Annotated in this window: 16 protein-coding genes and 1 rRNA gene; 8 read left to right on the forward strand and 9 right to left on the reverse strand. The window is 66.9% G+C overall.

Annotated features, from left to right (window positions below):
• Positions 1-45 precede the first annotated feature (45 nt).
• Together A5760_RS26815 and glgP are read right to left on the reverse strand one after the other, a co-directional pair.
• A complete protein-coding gene (locus A5760_RS26815) occupies positions 46-243 on the reverse strand; it encodes a hypothetical protein (RefSeq protein ID WP_155764424.1) in 198 nt (65 codons plus the stop codon).
• Positions 244-2886, reverse strand: coding sequence for an alpha-glucan family phosphorylase (glgP, locus tag A5760_RS22440; protein WP_064884876.1), 2643 nt, complete (start codon positions 2884-2886; stop codon positions 244-246). It abuts the gene before it with no gap.
• A 227-nt stretch (positions 2887-3113) separates the two neighbouring features.
• Between glgP and A5760_RS22445 the strand changes: the two genes are divergently transcribed.
• Positions 3114-5207, forward strand: a complete 2094-nt coding sequence (locus A5760_RS22445) for an alpha-1,4-glucan--maltose-1-phosphate maltosyltransferase (protein ID WP_231122714.1) — start codon at positions 3114-3116, stop codon at positions 5205-5207.
• 23 nt (positions 5208-5230) lie between these two features.
• Positions 5231-7426, forward strand: coding sequence for a 1,4-alpha-glucan branching protein GlgB (gene glgB / locus A5760_RS22450; RefSeq protein WP_064884880.1), 2196 nt, complete (start codon positions 5231-5233; stop codon positions 7424-7426).
• Between the two features lie 7 nt (positions 7427-7433).
• Here the strand turns inward: glgB and A5760_RS22455 are convergent, their stop codons facing one another.
• Positions 7434-8348 (reverse strand): tetratricopeptide repeat protein, encoded by a 915-nt coding sequence (locus A5760_RS22455; RefSeq protein ID WP_064884882.1) that lies wholly within the window; start codon positions 8346-8348, stop codon positions 7434-7436.
• Between the two features lie 180 nt (positions 8349-8528).
• The gene (locus A5760_RS22460) at positions 8529-9710 is read right to left on the reverse strand and encodes an acetyl-CoA C-acetyltransferase (protein WP_064884884.1); all 1182 of its coding nucleotides are present in this window, start codon (positions 9708-9710) and stop codon (positions 8529-8531) included.
• 89 nt (positions 9711-9799) lie between these two features.
• On the opposite strand from A5760_RS22460, the gene mce reads away from it, so the two are divergent.
• Complete coding sequence (gene mce / locus A5760_RS22465) at positions 9800-10267, forward strand: methylmalonyl-CoA epimerase (protein WP_082279576.1); 468 nt, start codon at positions 9800-9802, stop codon at positions 10265-10267.
• A gap of 10 nt (positions 10268-10277) precedes the next feature.
• Here the strand turns inward: mce and A5760_RS26365 are convergent, their stop codons facing one another.
• The gene (locus A5760_RS26365) at positions 10278-10586 is read right to left on the reverse strand and encodes a hypothetical protein (RefSeq protein ID WP_082279577.1); all 309 of its coding nucleotides are present in this window, start codon (positions 10584-10586) and stop codon (positions 10278-10280) included.
• A 22-nt stretch (positions 10587-10608) separates the two neighbouring features.
• Positions 10609-11280, reverse strand: coding sequence for an endonuclease NucS (gene nucS / locus A5760_RS22470; RefSeq protein ID WP_064885058.1), 672 nt, complete (start codon positions 11278-11280; stop codon positions 10609-10611).
• A 45-nt stretch (positions 11281-11325) separates the two neighbouring features.
• Between nucS and A5760_RS22475 the strand changes: the two genes are divergently transcribed.
• Complete coding sequence (locus tag A5760_RS22475) at positions 11326-12945, forward strand: adenylate/guanylate cyclase domain-containing protein (protein ID WP_064884888.1); 1620 nt, start codon at positions 11326-11328, stop codon at positions 12943-12945.
• A gap of 59 nt (positions 12946-13004) precedes the next feature.
• Positions 13005-13379, forward strand: a complete 375-nt coding sequence (locus A5760_RS26370; protein ID WP_082279578.1) for a hypothetical protein — start codon at positions 13005-13007, stop codon at positions 13377-13379.
• Between the two features lie 25 nt (positions 13380-13404).
• Here the strand turns inward: A5760_RS26370 and A5760_RS22480 are convergent, their stop codons facing one another.
• Complete coding sequence (locus tag A5760_RS22480; protein ID WP_231122715.1) at positions 13405-14640, reverse strand: MFS transporter; 1236 nt, start codon at positions 14638-14640, stop codon at positions 13405-13407.
• An 89-nt stretch (positions 14641-14729) separates the two neighbouring features.
• Here A5760_RS22480 and A5760_RS22485 point away from each other — a divergent pair, with 89 nt between their 5' ends.
• Positions 14730-15644 (forward strand): LysR family transcriptional regulator, encoded by a 915-nt coding sequence (locus A5760_RS22485; RefSeq protein WP_064884890.1) that lies wholly within the window; start codon positions 14730-14732, stop codon positions 15642-15644.
• Positions 15645-15684: 40 nt separating this feature from the next.
• Here A5760_RS22485 and A5760_RS22490 read toward each other — a convergent pair whose 3' ends face one another.
• Positions 15685-16758 (reverse strand): GGDEF domain-containing protein, encoded by a 1074-nt coding sequence (locus A5760_RS22490; protein ID WP_064884892.1) that lies wholly within the window; start codon positions 16756-16758, stop codon positions 15685-15687.
• A 225-nt stretch (positions 16759-16983) separates the two neighbouring features.
• Here A5760_RS22490 and A5760_RS22495 point away from each other — a divergent pair, with 225 nt between their 5' ends.
• On the forward strand, positions 16984-18471 hold the full coding sequence (locus tag A5760_RS22495) for a DNA-3-methyladenine glycosylase 2 family protein (RefSeq protein ID WP_064884894.1): 1488 nt from the start codon (positions 16984-16986) through the stop codon (positions 18469-18471).
• Positions 18468-18959, forward strand: a complete 492-nt coding sequence (locus tag A5760_RS22500) for a methylated-DNA--[protein]-cysteine S-methyltransferase (protein WP_064884896.1) — start codon at positions 18468-18470, stop codon at positions 18957-18959. The genes A5760_RS22495 and A5760_RS22500 overlap by 4 nt, the downstream gene beginning before the upstream one ends.
• A gap of 46 nt (positions 18960-19005) precedes the next feature.
• On the opposite strand, the gene rrf is transcribed toward A5760_RS22500, so the two are convergent.
• Positions 19006-19118 (reverse strand): 5S ribosomal RNA (rrf, locus tag A5760_RS22505).
• Between the last annotated feature and the right edge of the window lie 3 nt (positions 19119-19121).

Consider the following 19121-nt stretch of genomic DNA (forward strand, 5'->3'; position numbering starts at 1 on the left):
CGTCGCAATTGTCGCTCAAGCGCCCGTGCTGAGTTCGAAAATCTACTAATTACTGTTGTGAAAATTAACAAGCGGCGACCGATTCACGGCTGAGCACGGCTCCAATCCGGCCGACACCACTGCATACCTCACGTTGCCCTCGAAGCCGCCGAACAGCGCGGGCCGCGGATAGCCGCGAAAACCATTGCGCGCGAGTCCAATACGTTGACAGCGCTTCGCCCGCTTTGGATCGTTGTCGAGCACTTAGGCCAGCGTGACCAGGCCGAGCTCGTTGCTGGCCGCCAGCATCGGGTTGTGCGGCAGCACGCGCACGGTGTAGCCGACCGATCCCGCCAGCGGCAGTGGGGTCGTCGTCGAGAAGACCTGGTTGCCGCCCTCGGCGGTGCCGGTGTAGGACATCTCGACGGTGATCGGCTCCAGCAGCGCATCGCTTGAGTCGACGCGGCCCACCACCGCCTGGACGGTGACCTCGTCGGGCGCCAGGCCGGCCAGTTGCACGGTGGCGGTCAGGGTCAGCTTGGAGCCCAGCACCGGGGTGTCCGGCAGACCGGTGCTGTCCACGTCGGTGATGACGATCTTGGGCCATGCCTCCTGGGCGCGCCGGCGGTAGGCGGCCAGCTCACGGGCCGCGCCGAACTCGCCGCCGCCCGCCGCGTCGTCGGCGGGTGCGATCGTCTTGCGCAGCGACTGCGCGGCGGGCGTGTAGTACTGCTCGACGTAGTCGCGCACCATGCGCGACGCCAACACTTTTGGACCGAGCGTCTGCACCGTGTGGCGCACCATTTCGATCCAGCGCGGCGGCACGCCGTGTTCGTCGCGTTCGTAGAATTTCGGCGCCACGGCCTCTTCCAGCAACGTGTAGAGCCCGCTGGACTCCAGGTCGTCGCGCCGGTCCTCGTCGGCCACACCGTCGGCAGACGGTATCTCCCAACCATTTTCGCCGTCGTACCATTCGTCCCACCAGCCGTCGCGGATGGACAGGTTCAGCCCGCCGTTGAGTGCGCTCTTCATTCCCGAAGTGCCGCAAGCCTCCAACGGCCGCAGCGGATTGTTAAGCCAGACGTCGCAGCCCCAATACAGCAGCCGCGCCATGGACATGTCGTAGTCGGGCAGGAACGCGATGCGGTGGCGCACCGCGGGCCGGTCGGCGAAGCGCACCACCTGCTGGATCAGCGCCTTGCCGCCGTCGTCGGCGGGGTGCGACTTCCCGGCGACGATCAACTGGATCGGCCGTTCCGAGTCGAGTAGCAGCTGTTCCAGCCGATCCGGATCACGCAGCATCAGCGTCAGCCGCTTGTAGGTCGGCACCCGCCGGGCGAACCCGATGGTCAGCACCTCTGGGTCGAAGGCCGTTGCGATCCAACCTAATTCGGCGTCCGAAGCGCCCCGTTCCAGCCAGGAGCGACGTAGCCGCTGCCGGACGTCGTCGACCAGCAGGGACCTCAGCTGCGAGCGGATCCACCACAGGTGGCCCGCGTCGACCTGCTTGAGGCGCAGCCAAACACCCGGATCGCTGAACGAATCCGACCCGGCCAGCTCACGACCCAGCTGCAGCCACTGCGGCGCCGCCCACGTGCGCGCATGAACCCCGTTGGTGATCGCGCCGATCGGCACCTCACTCGCGTCGAAGCCCGGCCACAGTTCGTTGAACATCGACCGGCTCACCCGGCCGTGCAGTGACGACACACCGTTGGCGCGCTGGGCCAGCCGCAGACCCATGTGCGCCATGTTGAATTTGGTGGGGTCGTCTTCGGCGCCGAGCGCCAGGATGCGGGCCGTCGGCACCCCGGGCAGCAACACGGGCGTGCCATCGGATGTCGGGGCCTTCTGGCCGGATTCGGCCTCATCGCCGGCGTGGTCGTCGAAGTAGAGCCGCACCATTTCGATGGGGAACCGGTCGATGCCGGCGGGTACCGGGGTGTGGGTGGTGAACACCGTGCTGGAGCGCACCACGGTCAGCGCGGTGTCGAAGTCCAATCCCGGACCGGTCATAAGCTCGCGGATGCGTTCCGCTCCGAGGAAACCCGCGTGGCCCTCGTTCATGTGGAACACCTCGGGTGCGGGCAGGCCGTGGATGTCGGTGAAGGCACGGATCGCCCGGACCCCACCGATGCCGGCCAGGATTTCCTGCCTCATCCGGTGTTCCTGGTCGCCCCCGTACAGGCGGTCGGTGACGCCACGCAGATCGTGCTCGTTCTCCGGGACGTCGGAATCCAGCAACAACAGCGGAACCCGGCCCACCTGCGCGACCCAGATCCGGGCGTGCAGCTGCGCGGAGTCGGGCAGCATCAGCTCGACCAGGGCGGGCTCGCCGGTCGCATCGGTCAACAGCCGCAACGGCAGACCCTGCGGGTCCAGCGATGGGTAGGTCTCGTTCTGCCAGCCGTCGGCGGTCAGCGACTGACGGAAATAGCCGGAGCGGTAGTAGAGCCCCACCGCCACCAGCGGCACGCCCAGATCTGACGCCGACTTCAGGTGATCGCCGGCAAGGATTCCCAAGCCACCGGAGTAGTTGGGCAACACTTCGGCGATGCCGAACTCCATCGAGAAGTAGGCGATCGCGGCCGGCATTTCGGCGCCCTGCTCCTGCCGCTGCTGGTACCACAGCGGGCGGCTCAGGTAATCGTTCAGATCGGCGGTGAGCGCGTCGAGCCGGCCCAGGAATGCCTCATCCATCGCCAACTCGTCGAGCCGCGCCGGGTTCACCGCGCCCAGCAACGCCACCGGATCGCTGCCGCACCGCTCCCAGAGCTCGGGGTCGATGGTCGCGAAAAGCTCCTGGGTGGGTTTGTCCCATGACCAACGCAGGTTGGTCGACAGCTGGTCCAGCGCGGTCAGACGCTCCGGAAGGTGAGCACGGACGGTAAACCGGCGGAGGGCTTTCACGCGTTCCTACCTTACTGAGGTTCCCGGCCCGCGCACTGCGACGGGAAGGGCCGCGTTTCCCCGCCGGTGTGTGACCGATGACTAGGGTGGGTATCGGGTAGTTATCGGGGTCGCAACGATGCCTCCCCGCACAGAAATTTTCCCCACGACAGGAAGTTTCCCGACGAGCGGCATTCCGCACGGAGCACACCGCGGGATCGGCCGCACACAATCGGAACGGAGTGGTGGTGCCCGGTCGTGTCGAGATCGATAACGTCCAGCCGGTCGTTTCCTGTGGCGCGTATCCCGCGAAAGCCGTAGTCGGCGAAGTCGTGCCGGTGAGCGCCGCGGTGTGGCGGGAAGGCCACGAGGCGGTCGCGGCGACCCTGGTCGTGCGCTACCACGGGTCTGGCTATCCGCAGGTAACCGAGACCCGTCGCGTCAAGGCGGTTCAGGCTCCGGAAAAGCCGGTGACCGAACGCGACGGCAAGGTGGACCAGCAACGGATCAAACCGCTGCTGCTACCGATGACGATGGGCCTGGAGCCCTACGTTTTCCACGGTCAATTCACCCCCGATCAGGTCGGGTTGTGGACGTTCCGGGTCGACGGGTGGGGCGACCCGATTCATTCGTGGCGCCACGGGGTGGTCGCCAAACTGGACGCCGGTCAGGGTGAGACCGAACTGTCCAACGATCTTCTGATCGGTGCGGGGCTATTCGAGCGCGCGGCGACGGGAGTGCCGCGCGCACTGCGCGAACCGCTGTTGGCCGCCGCCACCGCGTTGCGCAAGCCCGGCGACCCGGTGACCCGGACCGCGCTGGCGCTGGGGCCGGAGATCGAGGAAATCCTGGCCGACTACCCGTTACGCGATCTGGTCACCCGGGGCGAGCAGTACGGCGTCTGGGTGGACCGGCCACTTGCCCGGTTCGGCTCCTGGTACGAGATGTTTCCCCGCTCGACCGGCGGCTGGGACGCCGAGGGCAACCCGGTGCACGGCACCTTCGCCACGGCCGCCGCCCAGCTTCCGCGCATCGCGGCAATGGGATTCGACGTCGTCTACCTGCCGCCGATCCACCCGATCGGCAAGGTACATCGCAAGGGCCGCAACAACTCCCCCACCGCGGCCCCCGGGGATGTGGGATCGCCCTGGGCGATCGGCAGCGACGAGGGCGGCCATGACGCCGTGCACCCGGATCTGGGCACCATCGAGGATTTCGACGCCTTCGTCGCCGCGACGCGCGAGCTGGGCATGGAGGTGGCGCTGGACCTGGCGCTGCAGTGCGCGCCGGATCACCCCTGGGCGCGCGACCATCGCAACTGGTTCACCGAATTGCCCGACGGCACCATCGCTTACGCGGAAAACCCACCGAAGAAATACCAGGACATCTATCCGATCAATTTCGACAACGACCCGGCCGGCCTCTACGACGAGGTGCTTCGGGTGGTCCGGCACTGGATGGACCACGGCGTCAAGTTCTTTCGCGTCGACAACCCGCACACCAAGCCGCCGGATTTCTGGGCCTGGCTGATCGCCACGGTCAAGGCCATCGACCCCGACGTGCTGTTCTTGTCCGAGGCCTTCACACCGCCGGCCCGCCAGTACGGCCTGGCCAAACTGGGCTTCACCCAGTCCTACAGCTACTTCACCTGGCGCACCGCGAAGTGGGAGCTGACCGAATTCGGCAACGATATCGCCAACCTCGCCGACTTCCGCCGACCCAACCTGTTCGTGAACACCCCCGACATCCTGCACGCGATCCTGCAGCACAACGGGCCCGGCATGTTCGCCATCCGCGCGGTGCTGGCGGCGACGATGGGGCCGGCGTGGGGCGTGTATTCGGGCTACGAACTGTTCGAGCACCGCGCGGTGCGGGAAGGCAGCGAGGAATACCTGGACTCGGAGAAGTATGAGTTGCGGCCCCGCGATTTCGCGGGTGCGCTCGCCGAAGGCCGGTCGCTCGAGCCATTCATCACGCAGCTCAACGTGATTCGCCGACTACATCCAGCACTGGAGCAGATGCGCACGATCCATTTCCACAGCGTGGACAACGACGCGTTGCTCGCCTACTCGAAGTTCGACCCGGCGACCGGCGACTGCGTTTTGATGGTCGTGACGCTGAACGCGTTCGGCGCCGAGGAAGGGATGCTGTTTTTAGATATGGCCGTTTTGGGTATGGAGCCATACGAGCGTTTTTGGGTGCGCGACGAGATCACCGGCCAGGAATTCCAATGGGGCCAGGCCAATTACGTTCGGCTCGACCCCGGGCAGGCGGTCGCGCACATCATCAACATGCCACTCATACCGTACGACTCACGAATGACATTGCTCCGCAGGCGATGAAACGGACCGGAGGTGAAAGGGACATGAGCCAAGCCGATCAACTCGCTCGGACACACTTGGCGCCCGATCCGGCCGACCTGTCGCGCCTGGTCGCTGGCACCCACCACAACCCGCACAGCATTCTGGGTGCCCACGAATATGGCGATCACACCGTCATTCGGGCGTACCGGCCGCACGCGGCCGAGGTCGTCGCGCTGGTCGGTGACGACCGATTCCCGATGCAGCACATCGAATCCGGCCTCTTCGCCGTCGTGTTGCCGTTCGTCAACCTGATCGACTACCGGCTGCAGCTCACCTACGAGGGTGTCGAGCCGTACATCGTCGCCGACGCATACCGCTTCCTGCCGACGCTGGGCGAGGTCGACCTGCACCTGTTCGGGGAGGGACGCCACGAACGGCTCTGGGATGTCCTTGGCGCACATCCCCGCTCCTTCACCACGGCCGACGGTGTGGTCACCGGCGTGTCGTTTGCGGTGTGGGCGCCCAACGCCAAGGGCATCAACCTGATCGGTGAGTTCAACGGCTGGACCGGCAGCGACGCCCCGATGCGGGCCCTGGGCTCATCGGGCGTCTGGGAGCTGTTCTGGCCCGGGTTCCCCCTCGACGGGTTGTACAAGTTCCGAGTGCACGGCGCCGACGGCGTCGTGACCGAGCGGGCCGACCCGATGGCGTTCGCCACCGAGGTGCCGCCGCACACCGCCTCGCGGGTGACGCGCAGCGAGTACACCTGGCAAGACGCCGACTGGATGACCGAACGTCCGCAGCGCAACCCGGTGTTCGAGCCGATGAGCACCTACGAGGTCCACCTGGGTTCCTGGCGCCCCGGGCTCAATTACCGGCAACTGGCCCGTGAACTGACGGATTACGTGGTGGAAAACGGCTTCACCCACGTCGAGCTGTTGCCGGTCGCCGAGCACCCGTTCGCCGGATCGTGGGGCTACCAGGTGACGTCGTACTACGCGCCGACGTCCCGGTTCGGTACGCCGGACGAGTTCCGCGCCCTGGTTGACGCCTTGCACCAGGCCGGCATCGGCGTGCTGGTGGACTGGGTGCCGGCGCACTTCCCCAAAGACGCGTGGGCGCTGGGCCGGTTCGACGGCACGCCGCTCTACGAGCACTCCGACCCGAAGCGCGGCGAGCAACTCGATTGGGGCACTTATGTATTCGACTTCGGTCGCCGGGAGGTCCGTAATTTCCTGGTGGCCAACGCGCTGTTCTGGCTCGAAGAGTTCCACATCGACGGCCTGCGGGTGGACGCGGTCGCCTCGATGCTCTACCTGGATTACTCGCGCCCCGAAGGCGGCTGGACCCCCAACATCTACGGCGGCCGGGAGAACCTGGAGGCAGTGCAGTTCCTGCAGGAGATGAACGCGACGGTGCACAAGACCGCACCGGGCATCGTCACCATCGCCGAAGAGTCGACCTCGTGGCCCGGGGTGACGCGGCCGACTAACCTTGGCGGCCTGGGATTTTCGATGAAGTGGAACATGGGCTGGATGCACGACACGCTCGACTACATCAGCCGCGATCCGATCTATCGCAGTTACCACCACCACGAGATGACGTTCTCGATGCTCTACGCGTTCAGCGAGAACTACGTGCTGCCGATCAGCCATGACGAGGTGGTACACGGCAAGGGCACGCTGTGGGGCCGGATGCCGGGCAACAACCACGTCAAGGCGGCCGGGCTGCGCAGCCTGCTCGCCTACCAGTGGGCGCACCCGGGCAAGCAATTGCTGTTCATGGGACAGGAATTCGGTCAGCGCGCCGAGTGGTCCGAGGAACGCGGCCTGGATTGGTGGCAGCTCGACGAGCAGGGATTCTCCAACGGCGTCCTGCGCCTGGTCCGCGACCTCAACGACATTTATCGCAGTCACCCGGCGCTGTGGAGCCAGGACACCGTCCCCGACGGCTACTCCTGGATCGACGCCAACGACTCTGGCAACAACGTGTTGAGCTTCCTGCGCTATGGCAAGGACGGCTCGGTGATGGCGTGCGTGTTCAACTTCGCAGGCGCCGAGCACGGCGGATACCGACTGGGTCTGCCGTCGGCCGGCCGCTGGCGCGAGGTGCTCAACACCGACGCGACCGCCTACAACGGTTCGGGGATCGGCAACATGGGCGGCGTGGACGCCACCGAGGACCCGTGGCACGGGCGGCCGGCGTCGGCGCTGCTGGTGCTGCCGCCCACGTCGGCGCTGTGGCTAGCGCCCGAGTAACGCCGGGTCAGTACAGCGCGTTGGCGAGGTTGCGCCGTCCGGCGACAACCTCGGGATCGGCCGGGTCGAACAGTTCGAAGAGCTCGACCAGCCGGGTGCGCACCAAGGTGCGCTCGTCCCCGGATGTGCTGCGCACCAAGGCAATCAGGCGATCGAAGGCGGCGCCGACATCCTGATTGAGGAGCTGCACGTCGGCCGCCGCCAGGGCGGCTTGGATGTCACCGGGCGCGGCGTCGGCGACGGCGACGGCGTCCGGGCGTTGCGCGGTTGCGCGCGTGAGGAATTCGATTTGGCGTATCGCGCCCTTGGCTTCGGCGTTGGCCGGGTTGGCGTCCAGGATAGACTGGTACGACGCCTTGGCGGCCTCGAAGTCGCCGTCTTCCAGCTGTTGGCGGGCCGCGGCCAGCTCGGGGTCGACCTCCTCCGGCTCGCCGGAACCCGTTGCGCCCTTGAGCTTTCCGGCGGTCGCCGAAAGGATTTGATCCAACCAGCCGCGCAACTGTTCGGCCGGCTGCATTCCCTGGAAACTCGATATCGGCTGACCGGCGGCCAGCGCCACCACCGTCGGGACCGCGTCGACACCGAAGATCTGCGCGACCCTGGGCGCGACATCGACGTTGACCGTCGTCAACGACCACTTGCCGTTGTCCTGGGCGGCCAGGCCGGCGAACGTGTCGAGCAGCTGGACGCACGCGTCGCTGCGCGGTGACCACAGCAGCACGACGACGGGCACTTCCTCGGACCGCAGCAGCACCTCGGCCTCGAAGTTGGCCTCGCTGACCGCGATGATTCCGGCGTCACCCTCGGCCGCCGACGGCGCGGACCCTCCGGGAGGGCCCGCGGACTGGGGCCGCTGCTTGAGTGCGGAGAGATCGACCGCACCAGCCAGGGCGGGACCGATAGAAGGTCGCGGACGTGTCACGCCGTCAAGTTTGTCATGCGTATGGGCTACCCATCCACCCGGTCGCTGCGGCGCTCAGATGGCAACTCCACCCGGCGGAAAAGCGCACCGAGAAGGGCGCCAGCGGCAAATATGACGAAGATCACAATTCGTCGTCGGCGCGTCGCGCCAGCAACGTCGGCGACAGGCCCCGAACCCTGGCTAACCCGCGCGCAGAATCAGGGCGTCGCCCTGCCCGCCGGCCCCACACAGCGCCGCCACGGCGTATCCGGAGCCCCGTCGTGACAACTCCAGGGCGGCATGCAGCGTGATCCGCGCCCCCGACATTCCGATCGGGTGACCGACGGCGATCGCGCCGCCATTGACGTTGACCAGGTCGGGGTTCACGCCCAGTTCGCGGGTCGACGCCAGCGCCACCGCGGAAAACGCCTCGTTGATCTCGATGACGTCGAGCTGGTCGACGGAGATGCCCTCACGGCCGAGCGCCTTCTTGATCGCGTTCGCCGGCTGCGACTGCAGGGTGGAGTCCGGTCCGGCCACCACTCCGTGCGCGCCGATCTCGGCCAGCCAGGTCAGCCCCATTTCCTGGGCCTTGGCCTTGCTCATCACCACGACGGCGGCCGCACCATCGGAGATCTGGGAGGCCGAACCGGCGGTGATGGTGCCGTCGCGGCGGAATGCCGGCTTGAGGCCGGCCAGCGACTCGGCGGTGGTATTGGCCCGGATGCCCTCGTCCTCGGTGAACTGCAGCGGGTCACCTTTGCGCTGCGGGATGTTGACCGGCACCACTTCGTCGGTGAAGACGCCGTCCTTCCACGCCGCGGCCGCCTTCTGGTGGGACCGCGCAGCGAACTCGTCCTGCTCTTGTCGGGTGAATTTGTCGACGTCGTTGCGCTGCTCGGTGAGCGCGCCCATCGGCTGGTCGGTGAACACGTCGTGCAGGCCGTCGTAGGCCATGTGGTCCAGCACCGTCACGTCGCCGTATTTGTAGCCCGAGCGGCTGTCCATCAGCAGGTGCGGCGCCTTGGTCATGGACTCCTGGCCGCCGGCCACCACCACGTCGAACTCCCCGGCGCGAATGAGCTGGTCAGCCAGCGCGATGGAGTCAATGCCGGACAGACACATCTTGTTGATGGTCAGCGACGGAACATCCCAGCCGATGCCGGCCCCGACGGCCGCCTGACGCGCCGGCATCTGGCCGGCCCCGGCGGTCAGCACCTGGCCCATGATCACGTAGTCGACCGCGGCGGCCGGCACGTTGGCCTTTTCCAGCGCGCCCGCGATCGCGATGGCCCCCAGATCGCTGGCGGAAAAGTCCTTCAGCGAACCCATCAATTTGCCGATGGGGGTCCGTGCTCCAGCAACGATCACCGACGTCGTCATGACTGTCTCCTAAGGCCTGCTAGGCGCTCCCTCGACGGCCGTTTCAGCCTCCCGGAGAAGCGCAATCTTTGCCGCCAGGTTACCGTTATGTGATGACGACCGATCAAGTTGACGCCCGTCAGATCCTGGCCACCTCACTGGTGACGGCGATCGATCACGTCGGCATCGCAGTCGCCGACCTGGACGCCTCCATCGCCTGGTACCACGACACCCTCGGCATGATCCTGGTGCACGAGGAAGTCAACGAGGAGCAGGGAATCCGCGAAGCCATGCTGGCTGTGCGCGGCGCCCCGGCGGGCACCGCACAGATCCAGTTGATGGCCCCGATCGACGAGTCCTCGACGATCGCGAAGTTCATCGACAAACGCGGTCCGGGCATCCAGCAGATGGCCGTTCGGGTGAGCGACCTCGACACCTTGGTCGAGCAGCTCCGCGAGCAGGGCGTGCGCCTGATCTACGACGCACCCCGTCGCGGCACGGCAAACTCCCGGATCAACTTCATCCACCCCAAGGACGGCGGCGGAGTTCTGATCGAACTCGTCGAACCGGCCGCCTGAGACCGGGTATTCACGACCACTTCCTGGTTGGACCGCGGGTAGCGCGGTTCGCCCAGCACGGCGTGTGCCAATGCCGGCGGTCCTCGACCTGACCGGCGCCTCCCCCGCGCGTCGAATCGATCGGCCACACCACCAGATGTGCTGAGCCGGAGCGTATTTCGTGATCGCAGCCGGGGCACCGATAGGTCTTGACCGCGCGGGCCGCCGGGACGGGACGGACCTCGTACTCGTGACCATCGGACCCGAGCTCCACCCGGCGCAGTGCCGGCGGCGGCGCCAACGGCCGCTGCCGGCGTGGCGGGGTACGGCGCCGAGCCATGCGGTCAGTTTAGTGCGGACCCTCAGAACAGCCGGTATTCGTCGCTATCCATCCCGCGCATCTTGTCGTAATCCAATGTCAGACAACGGATTCCGCGATCGGTGGCCAGTGTGCGGGCCTGGGGTTTGATCTGCTGAGCGGCGAACACCCCCTTGACCGGAGCGAGCACGGTGTCGCGGTTGAGCAGCTCCAGATACCGGGTGAGCTGCTCGACGCCGTCGATCTCGCCGCGTCGCTTGATCTCCACCGCCACCGAGCCACCGAATTCGTCGCGGCAGAGCAGGTCGACGGGCCCGATGGCAGTCATGTACTCGCGGCGAACCAGCGTGTATCCCTCGCCCAGCAGTTGCACGTGCTCGGCGAGCAGGGCCTGCAGGTGCGCCTCGACGCCGTCCTTGACCAGCCCGGGATCGACGCCGAGCTCGTGGCTGGAGTCGTGTTCGATCTCCTCGACGGTGATGCGCAGCTGTTCGCCGGCCTTGTTCTCGACCACCCACACCGGGGACTCATCGCCGGGTTCCTCGGTCAGCCAGCAGGGCGGGCTCATCCAATTCAGCGGCTTGTAGGCGCGGTCGTCGGCGTGCACACTGACCGATCCATCCGCCTTGAACAGCAGCAACCTGCGCGCCGAGGGTAGATGCGCGGTGAGCCGGCCGACATAGTCAACGGTGCATTGAGCGATCACTAGACGCACCCGATTCACCTTAGAGCGTGGCCGACAACATAGGCTGACGCCACCATGTTGGCCAACAAGTCCATGGCACAACGAATAGGTCGGGTGCTCGAGCGGGTCACCCGTCAGAGCGGCCGTCTGCCGGAGACGCCCGCCTACGGCTCCCTGCTGCTCGGAAGGGTGTCGGAAAGCCAAAGTCGTCGCCGGGTACGCATCCAGATCATCATGACCGTGATGGTTCTGGGAGCGAACCTGATCGGGATCGGCGCGGGGCTGATCTTGGTGACCGTCGCCATCCCCGTACCGAGTATTTTCGACGACGCACCGGCGTGGATCACCTTCGGGGCCGCACCGGCCTACATCGTCCTGGCGGCGACGCTGGGCACCTTTTGGATCACCCGCAGAACTGTGCTCGCGTTGCGCTGGGCGATCGAGGAGCGCACTCCGACTCCCGAGGACGAGCGCAACACCTTCATCGCTCCGTGGCGAATCGCCTTGGTCGACCTCGTTTTGTGGGGAATCGGAGCGGTGCTTTATACGCTCCTCTACGGCCTGGTCAACACGATGTTCATCCCGCGGTTCCTGTTCGGGGTGAGCTTCTGCGGTGTTCTGGTGGCTACCGCCAGCTATCTGCTCGCCGAGTTCGCATTGCGTCCGGTAGCCGCTCAGGCCCTCGAGGCGGGGCCGCCGCCGCGGCGACTGGCGTCGGGGATCATGGGCCGAACCATGGTGGTGTGGTTTCTCGGTTCGGGCGTTCCCGTCATCGGCATCGCGCTCCTGGCGTTTTTTGAGATATGGCTGAACAATCTCACCGAAACCCAGTTCGCGGTCGGTGTGCTGATCGTGTCGACGGCCGCACTGATTTTTGGATGCGCCCTGATGTGGATCCTGGCCTGGCTCACCGCGACTCCGGTGCGAGTGGTCCGGGCTGCGCTGAGGCGTGTCGAGCGGGGCGACTTGCGCGGGGACTTGGTGGTATTCGACGGCACGGAACTCGGCGAGCTGCAACGGGGTTTCAACGCGATGGTCGACGGCCTGCGGGAACGCGAACGCGTGCGCGACCTGTTCGGTCGCCACGTCGGCCGCGAAGTAGCCCTGGCTGCAGAACGCGAGCGGCCGAAGCTGGGTGGCGAAGAACGCCATGTCGCCGTCGTCTTCATCGACATCGTCGGCTCCACGCAGTTGGTGACCAACAAGCGCCCGGCCGAAGTCGTCAGTGTGCTCAACCAGTTCTTCGCCATCGTCGTCGAGGAAGTAGATCGACATCACGGACTGGTCAACAAGTTCGAAGGCGATGCGTCCCTGGCCATCTTCGGCGCGCCGAACCGTCTCGATTCTCCGGAGGACGAGGCGCTGGCCGCCGCCCGCTGCATTACCGAGCGACTGGCCAATGAGATGTCCGAACTCTCGGCCGGTATCGGCGTGGCGGCCGGTCAAGCCGTCGCCGGAAACGTCGGCGCCAGGGAACGTTTCGAGTACACCGTGATCGGCGAACCGGTCAACGAAGCCGCCCGGCTGTGCGAACTGGCCAAGTCCCGCCCGAGCCGGATGCTCGCGACGGCCGGCGCCATCGAGGGCGCAGGTGAAAACGAGCGGGCGCGTTGGTCTTTGGGCGACAGCGTGACCCTGCGCGGGCACGAGCGTCCCATCCGGCTGGCGTCGCCGGTCGTGCCGGTCGATGATTGATATCGAGCCGAAATGGGTACAGCGACAAGGAACTTGACCCCTCAGAGATTGGCTTTGAGATGACCGGTAGTGGAACTGCCCGCCGTGTTTCGGTCGCCGCGGGAATCGCCGCGGCGATTGCCCTGAGTTCATTGTCCGCGGGATGCTCGAGCAACAACAACAAGAGCCCCAGCACCTCGACCGTCACCACCACCGTCACGACGCCGGCGAGCGTCACGACGACGGCTCCGTCGGCACCGGGGACAGGCGGCCCGGGTGGCGGTGGACCCGGCGTCGGACCGGGTGGCGCCACCACCGCCGGGCCGGGCGGATCGGGCGCCGGCGCCGGACCCGGTGGGGCCAGCGCGGGCGTGCCGGGCGCCGGGGCTTCCGCCGGACCGGGCGGCGCGGGAGCATGCGCCGGCGGCGTGTGCGTCGGGACGCCTCCCGGCTGATTGCGGGGCTAGCGCAGCGGGTGGGTCACTGAGCGGTGGCCATCGACCCGGCGAAGCTATTGGCGCGGGATCCGTTCTCCCGCACCAACAGTGCGACGAGCAGCGAGCCGGCCACGAGCAGCCCGCCGACAAACCACGTCGTCGCCGACCAGGCGCCAGCGGCGTAGACGAAACCGCCCAGCGCGCCGGCCACCGACCCGCCCAGGTAGTAACTGAACAAATACAGCGCGGACGCCTCGGCGCGGTCCCGGTGCGCGACCGCGCCCACCCAGCCACTGGCAACGGTGTGCGCGGCGAAGAATCCACCGGTGAACACGCCCACACCGATGACGATCACGACCAGTGCATGCGGGACGGTGAGCAGGAGGCCGGTCACGGTGATCGGCAACGCGGCGCCCAGCACGAACCAGCGCCCCCTGCGGTCCGCGAGCCGCCCCGCCACGACCGACGTCCATGTTCCCACGAGATACAGGACGAACAGCAGGCCGACCACCGAGGACGCCAATCCGAAGGGCTGCTCGGTCAGCCGGTAGCCCAGGTAGTTGTAGACCGTGACGAATCCCCCCATCAGCACCGAGCCCAACCCGAACAGCTTCAGCAACACGGGGTTTCGCGCATGCGCGGCAAGGTTGTGCATGGTGGCCCGCACACTCGCCGCCTTCGGGGTGAAGAATTGCGACCTGGGCACCAGGAGCGCGAATACGGCCGTGCCGGCCAATGTCGTCGCGGAGCACGCCAGCAGCGCGACCCGCCAATTGCTGACGTCGACGACCAGCGAGGGCACGATCCGCCCGGCCAGCCCGCCCACCGTGGTCCCGGCAACGTAGCGGCCCATCGCCGAACCGAGCGACGAGGCGTGCACCTCTTCGGCGAGGAAAGCCATGGCGACCGCGGGTATGCCGGCGAGCGCGACGCCATGCAGCGCGCGCCCCGCGAGCAGCACGCCGAGCGTGGGGCTCAACGGCAGCAGCAGCCCGATGACGCTGGACGCTATCCCCGAGGCGAGCATCACGGTGATGCGCCCGTATCGCTCGGAGAGCACGCTCGCCGGGATGATCGACAGCGCCAGCATCCCCGTCGTCAGTGAGACCGTCAACGCCGCGGTTGCCGGGGTGATTCGATAACTCGCCGACAACGCCGGCAGCAGGGCCTGCGTGCAGTACATCGCGGCGAAACTGGCCAGGCCGGCGCCGTAGAGCGCGGCCGTCATTCGCCGGTATCCCTTGCTTCCCGCTTGATGCGCGACGACGGCCTGAGGCATAGCAATGATGCTTCGCGCCGCGGCTGTCAAAAGGAAATGAATTAATTCGCGGTTTACGATGCATTAAACACATAAGCAGAGGTGACGGGATGGCGGACGGTGACTACGAGTGGTTCATCACACTCGCGGAGCTGCAACACGTCACGTCGGCGGCCGAGCAGCTTCATGTCGCACAGCCGACGCTGACGCGGATGCTGGCGCGCCTGGAACAGCAGGTGGGGGTGTCGCTGTTCGATCGCCACGGCAGGAGGCTGTCCCTCAACACCTACGGCCGGATCTTCTACGAGCACGCGCGGCGGGCCCAGCTGGAGCTCGATTCTGCCAGGCGCGCGATCGAGGACCTGACGAATCCGGCCGTCAGCGAGATCCGGTTGGGCTTTCTGAGCTCGTTCGGGTCAACCGTGGTGCCGCGCTTGATCGCGAGATTCGGGGAGTCGTCGCCGCGAGTGACCTTCACGCTCGAGGAGGGGGCCGCCGAATCGATCGGCGATCGCGTGCAGTCCGGCGTTGTCGACATCGGAGTGGTGTCACCGCGTCCGCGCAAACGAACTCTGGCCTGGCGCAGCCTGTTTCGCCAGCGCCTCGGTGTCGCCGTTCCAGACGATCACCGATTTTCGGACGGCACGGCGGTATCCATGGCCGATCTGGCCGACGAACCGTTCGTGACCATGCACCTCGGATTCGGCATGCGTCGACTGCTCGACGAGCTTTGCGCCGCCGCGCAATTCCGGCCCCGGATCGGCTTGGAAGCGCCGAATCTCACGACGGTCGCGGGCCTGGTCGCCGCCGGCCTGGGCGTCAGCCTGGTGCCCATCGACGGCAGCGAGTACGTACCGGGGGTGCGCGTGCTGCGGCTGGCCGACGCCGACGCCTATCGCGATGTGGGCATGATCTGGAATTCCGATCGGCCGCTGTCTCGCTCAGCACGGGACTTCATCGCGGCCGCCGCGGCCGCCGAGCACCACGAGATGCGGCCCCGGACAATCCCTCCCGCAGGACGCTAGAGCGCGACGTCGTGACCGCGCCGGGATGGCGAATGCCGACTCAGACGGCGATCTGGTGATGGCGGGTCTGGTTACCCCCACACCGCTTCGCTTCGTACATCGCGGTGTCGGCGTGGGCGACCAACTGGTGAAACGCGTGCTCGGCATATTCCGAGACGACGCTGCCCAACGCCAGGGTGGCGATTCCGACGCTGGCGGTCACCGCAGCGTTCACCGCGGCCACGGCGTCACAGAGCTGTCGGCCCCAGGAGAGCAGTTGCTCGGTCGTCACGATGTCGGCGACCAGGAATTCCTCCCCGCCGACGCGACCGACGACGGAGGTCTCGCCGGATGCGGTGGTCAGGGTGCCCGCCACCGCTATGAGCGCCTCGTCGCCGGCGGCGTGCCCGCGGGTGTCGTTGAGCTCTTTGAAGCGGTCCAGATCGACCATGGCCACCGCCAGGTGCATGTGATGGCCGCCGGCGAGCATGCGGCCCACGATCGCCCGGTCGCAGGCCCTCCGATTCAGCAGCCCGGTCAGCGGGTCGCGGTTGGCGCGTAGGAGGTCGAGCCACAGCGCCCGCACCACGACCTGGATAGCGAGCGGGACGACCACGTTGAGTTCTAGCACCAGGAAGTAGCCGGTGAAGGCCAGCACCGCCTGTCCGGTAGCGGCCAGGCGCACCGCTTGCCAGGCCGCGATCGCGCAGGCCATGAAGAAGTTCAGCGCCATGAGCCTGGCCGTGTGGAAGAACGCGATGTAGCCACCCGTCACCGCCATCGCCGAACATGCCATCAGCCCGATGAGCGGCTGAGGTTGCCACAGGCAACCGCCGCCGATGGATACGGCCCCGGTCATGATGTAGAAAACGGACTGGCGCCGGGTAGGCCACCCGGTCAACCACAGCGCCGTCATGCCCAGCCCGAGGATGGCGGCCACGACCGAAACCGTCAGTGCCAGCCGCGGATACATCGGGGTCGGTCCGTACAAAACGTTGACTGGCACCAGCACCAGAGAGGCCGCCACCACGGCCAAAACCCTGCGGGTGGGGGTGCTGAGCCCGTGGGCCTGCAAATAGCCTGTCAGCCAGTCGAAATGGTCGTCTTGGCCCCACCAAGTCGCCAGCCACGTCATTCGTTCGCCTTTCCCCGAACTCGCTCGCCCCGTCGAGTCACACCACCAGAGTCAGTGAGCCGGATCACAGTAAATACCATTGAGCGCGGTAAATATCTCGAATCGACGAGAAATCCGCGCGGGATGGCGAGCCATCCCACGGCCCGATTCCTCGCCTCAGGCCCATCCCACGACGATGTCGCTTTTCCGCCAGTTTTGTCGGTGGGCGGGTGTAAGTCTGGAACCGTGCACGACGACTTCGAACGCTGCTACCGCGCCGTCCAGTCCAAGGACGCGCGGTTCGACGGCTGGTTCGTCACCGCGGTGCTGACCACCCGCATCTACTGCCGGCCCAGCTGCCCGGTGCGGCCACCGTTCGCCCGTAACGTGCGGTTCTACCCCACGGCGGCCGCCGCTCAACGGGCCGGCTTTCGGGCTTGCAAGCGGTGCCGCCCCGACGCGTCCCCGGGATCTCCGGAATGGAATGTGCGCGGCGACGTTGTGGCGCGAACAATGCGCCTGATCGCCGACGGGACCGTGGACCGGGAAGGTGTCGGTAGCCTGGCCGCCCGCCTCGGCTACACGACCCGGCAGCTGGAGCGCCTGTTACAGGCCGAAGTCGGGGCCGGCCCACTCGCACTGGCCCGCGCGCAACGGGCGCAGACCGCCCGGGTGTTGATCGAGACCACGGATCTGCCATTCGGCGACGTCGCATTCGCCGCCGGCTTTTCCAGCATCCGCCAGTTCAACGACACCGTTCGCTCGGTGTTCGAGAACACACCGAGCGCGCTGCGCCAACGCGCGGCGACACGTTCCGCATCGGTCCCGAATTCGCCTGGCACCGTGTGCCTTCGGCTCCCGGTACGCACACCGTTCGCCTATGCCGGTGTGTTCGGTCACCTGGCGGCGGGCACGGTGCCCGGTTGCGAGGAGGTCCGCGACGGCGCGTACCGGCGCAGCCTGCGCCTGCCGTTCGGCAACGCGATCGTCAGCCTGACCCCGGCTGTCGACCACGTCCGGTGCGTGCTCGTGCTCGACGACTTCCGCGATCTGACAACGGGCATCGCGCGCTGCCGTCGGCTGCTGGACCTCGATGCCGATCCCGAAGCGGTGGACGAGGCGCTGGGTACGGACGCCGAGTTCTGCGCCGTCGTGGCCAAGGCACCGGGGCAGCGGATTCCCCGCACCGTCGACGAAGCCGAACTCGCGGTGCGCGCGGTGCTGGGTCAGCAGGTGTCCACCAAGGCAGCGAGCACCCACGCGGGCCGCCTGGTCGCCGCCTATGGGCAGCCGATCAACGATCCCGAGGGAACGTTGACGCACACCTTCCCGTCCGTTGAGCAGCTCGCGGTCATCGACCCCATCCATTTGGCGGTGCCCAAGTCCCGGCAACGGACGCTGAGCGCTCTGGTCGCCGGCCTCGCCGAGGGCAGTGTCGTGCTGAGCGCCGGCTGCGACTGGGAAAGTGCCCGAGCGCAATTACTCGCGTTGCCCGGCGTGGGCCCCTGGACCGCGGAGGTCATCGCAATGCGCGGCCTCGGCGATCCCGACGCGTTTCCCGCCAGCGATCTGGGCCTGCGCCTGGCCGCCGAACAGCTGGGCTTCCCATCCGACGAGCGCTCCCTCGTCGCGCGCAGTGCGCAATGGCGGCCCTGGCGGTCCTATGCCACCCAATACCTTTGGACCACCCTCGAGCATCCGGTAAACCATTGGCCGCCACAGGAGGTCGCATGACCGAGTACCGCACCATCGACAGCCCGATCGGGCTGCTGACCCTGGCGGGTCACGGCTCGGTGTTGACGAATCTACGAATGGTCGATCAGACCTACGAGCCGAGCCGCACCGATTGGTCGCCGAACCCGCGGGCGTTCGGCGAGGCCGTCGAGCAACTCGGCGCGTACTTCGCCGGCGAGCTGACGAATTTCGATGTCGAGCTCGACCTGCGAGGCTCCGAATTTCAGCGCCGGGTATGGCGGGCGCTGCTGACCATTCCGTACGGCGAGACCCGCTCGTACGGTGAAATCGCTGAGCAGATCGCAGCACCGGGGGCAGCCCGCGCCGTCGGGTTGGCCAACGGCCACAACCCGATCGCCATCGTCGTTCCTTGCCATCGCGTTATCGGGGCCAATGGAAGTCTCACCGGCTTCGGCGGTGGCCTCGGCCGAAAGCGCACATTGCTCGAATTGGAAAAGCAACGGGAGAATTTGACCCTATTCGATTAATCGCGAATGCAAAAACACCCCCGTTGCCGGGGGTGTTTTTGTGTATGTTCGGCGGTGTCCTACTTTTCCACCCGTATGGGCAGTATCATTGGCGCTGACAGGCTTAGCTTCCGGGTTCGGAATGGGACCGGGCGTTTCCCTGTCGCTGTGGCCGCCGTAACT

Source organism: Mycobacterium colombiense (genome assembly GCF_001665835.1).
Taxonomy (GTDB): domain Bacteria; phylum Actinomycetota; class Actinomycetes; order Mycobacteriales; family Mycobacteriaceae; genus Mycobacterium; species Mycobacterium colombiense_A.

Coding starts and splice junctions, on each gene's coding strand:
- glgB (WP_064884880.1), top strand. CDS start 5,231: ATGAGCCAAGCCGATCAACTCGCTCGGACACACTTGGCGCCCGATCCG.
- A5760_RS22460 (WP_064884884.1), bottom strand. CDS start 9,710: ATGACGACGTCGGTGATCGTTGCTGGAGCACGGACCCCCATCGGCAAA.
- A5760_RS26365 (WP_082279577.1), bottom strand. CDS start 10,586: ATGGCTCGGCGCCGTACCCCGCCACGCCGGCAGCGGCCGTTGGCGCCG.
- A5760_RS22475 (WP_064884888.1), top strand. CDS start 11,326: ATGTTGGCCAACAAGTCCATGGCACAACGAATAGGTCGGGTGCTCGAG.
- A5760_RS26370 (WP_082279578.1), top strand. CDS start 13,005: ATGACCGGTAGTGGAACTGCCCGCCGTGTTTCGGTCGCCGCGGGAATC.
- A5760_RS22480 (WP_231122715.1), bottom strand. CDS start 14,640: ATGCCTCAGGCCGTCGTCGCGCATCAAGCGGGAAGCAAGGGATACCGG.
- A5760_RS22485 (WP_064884890.1), top strand. CDS start 14,730: ATGGCGGACGGTGACTACGAGTGGTTCATCACACTCGCGGAGCTGCAA.
- A5760_RS22490 (WP_064884892.1), bottom strand. CDS start 16,758: ATGACGTGGCTGGCGACTTGGTGGGGCCAAGACGACCATTTCGACTGG.
- A5760_RS22500 (WP_064884896.1), top strand. CDS start 18,468: ATGACCGAGTACCGCACCATCGACAGCCCGATCGGGCTGCTGACCCTG.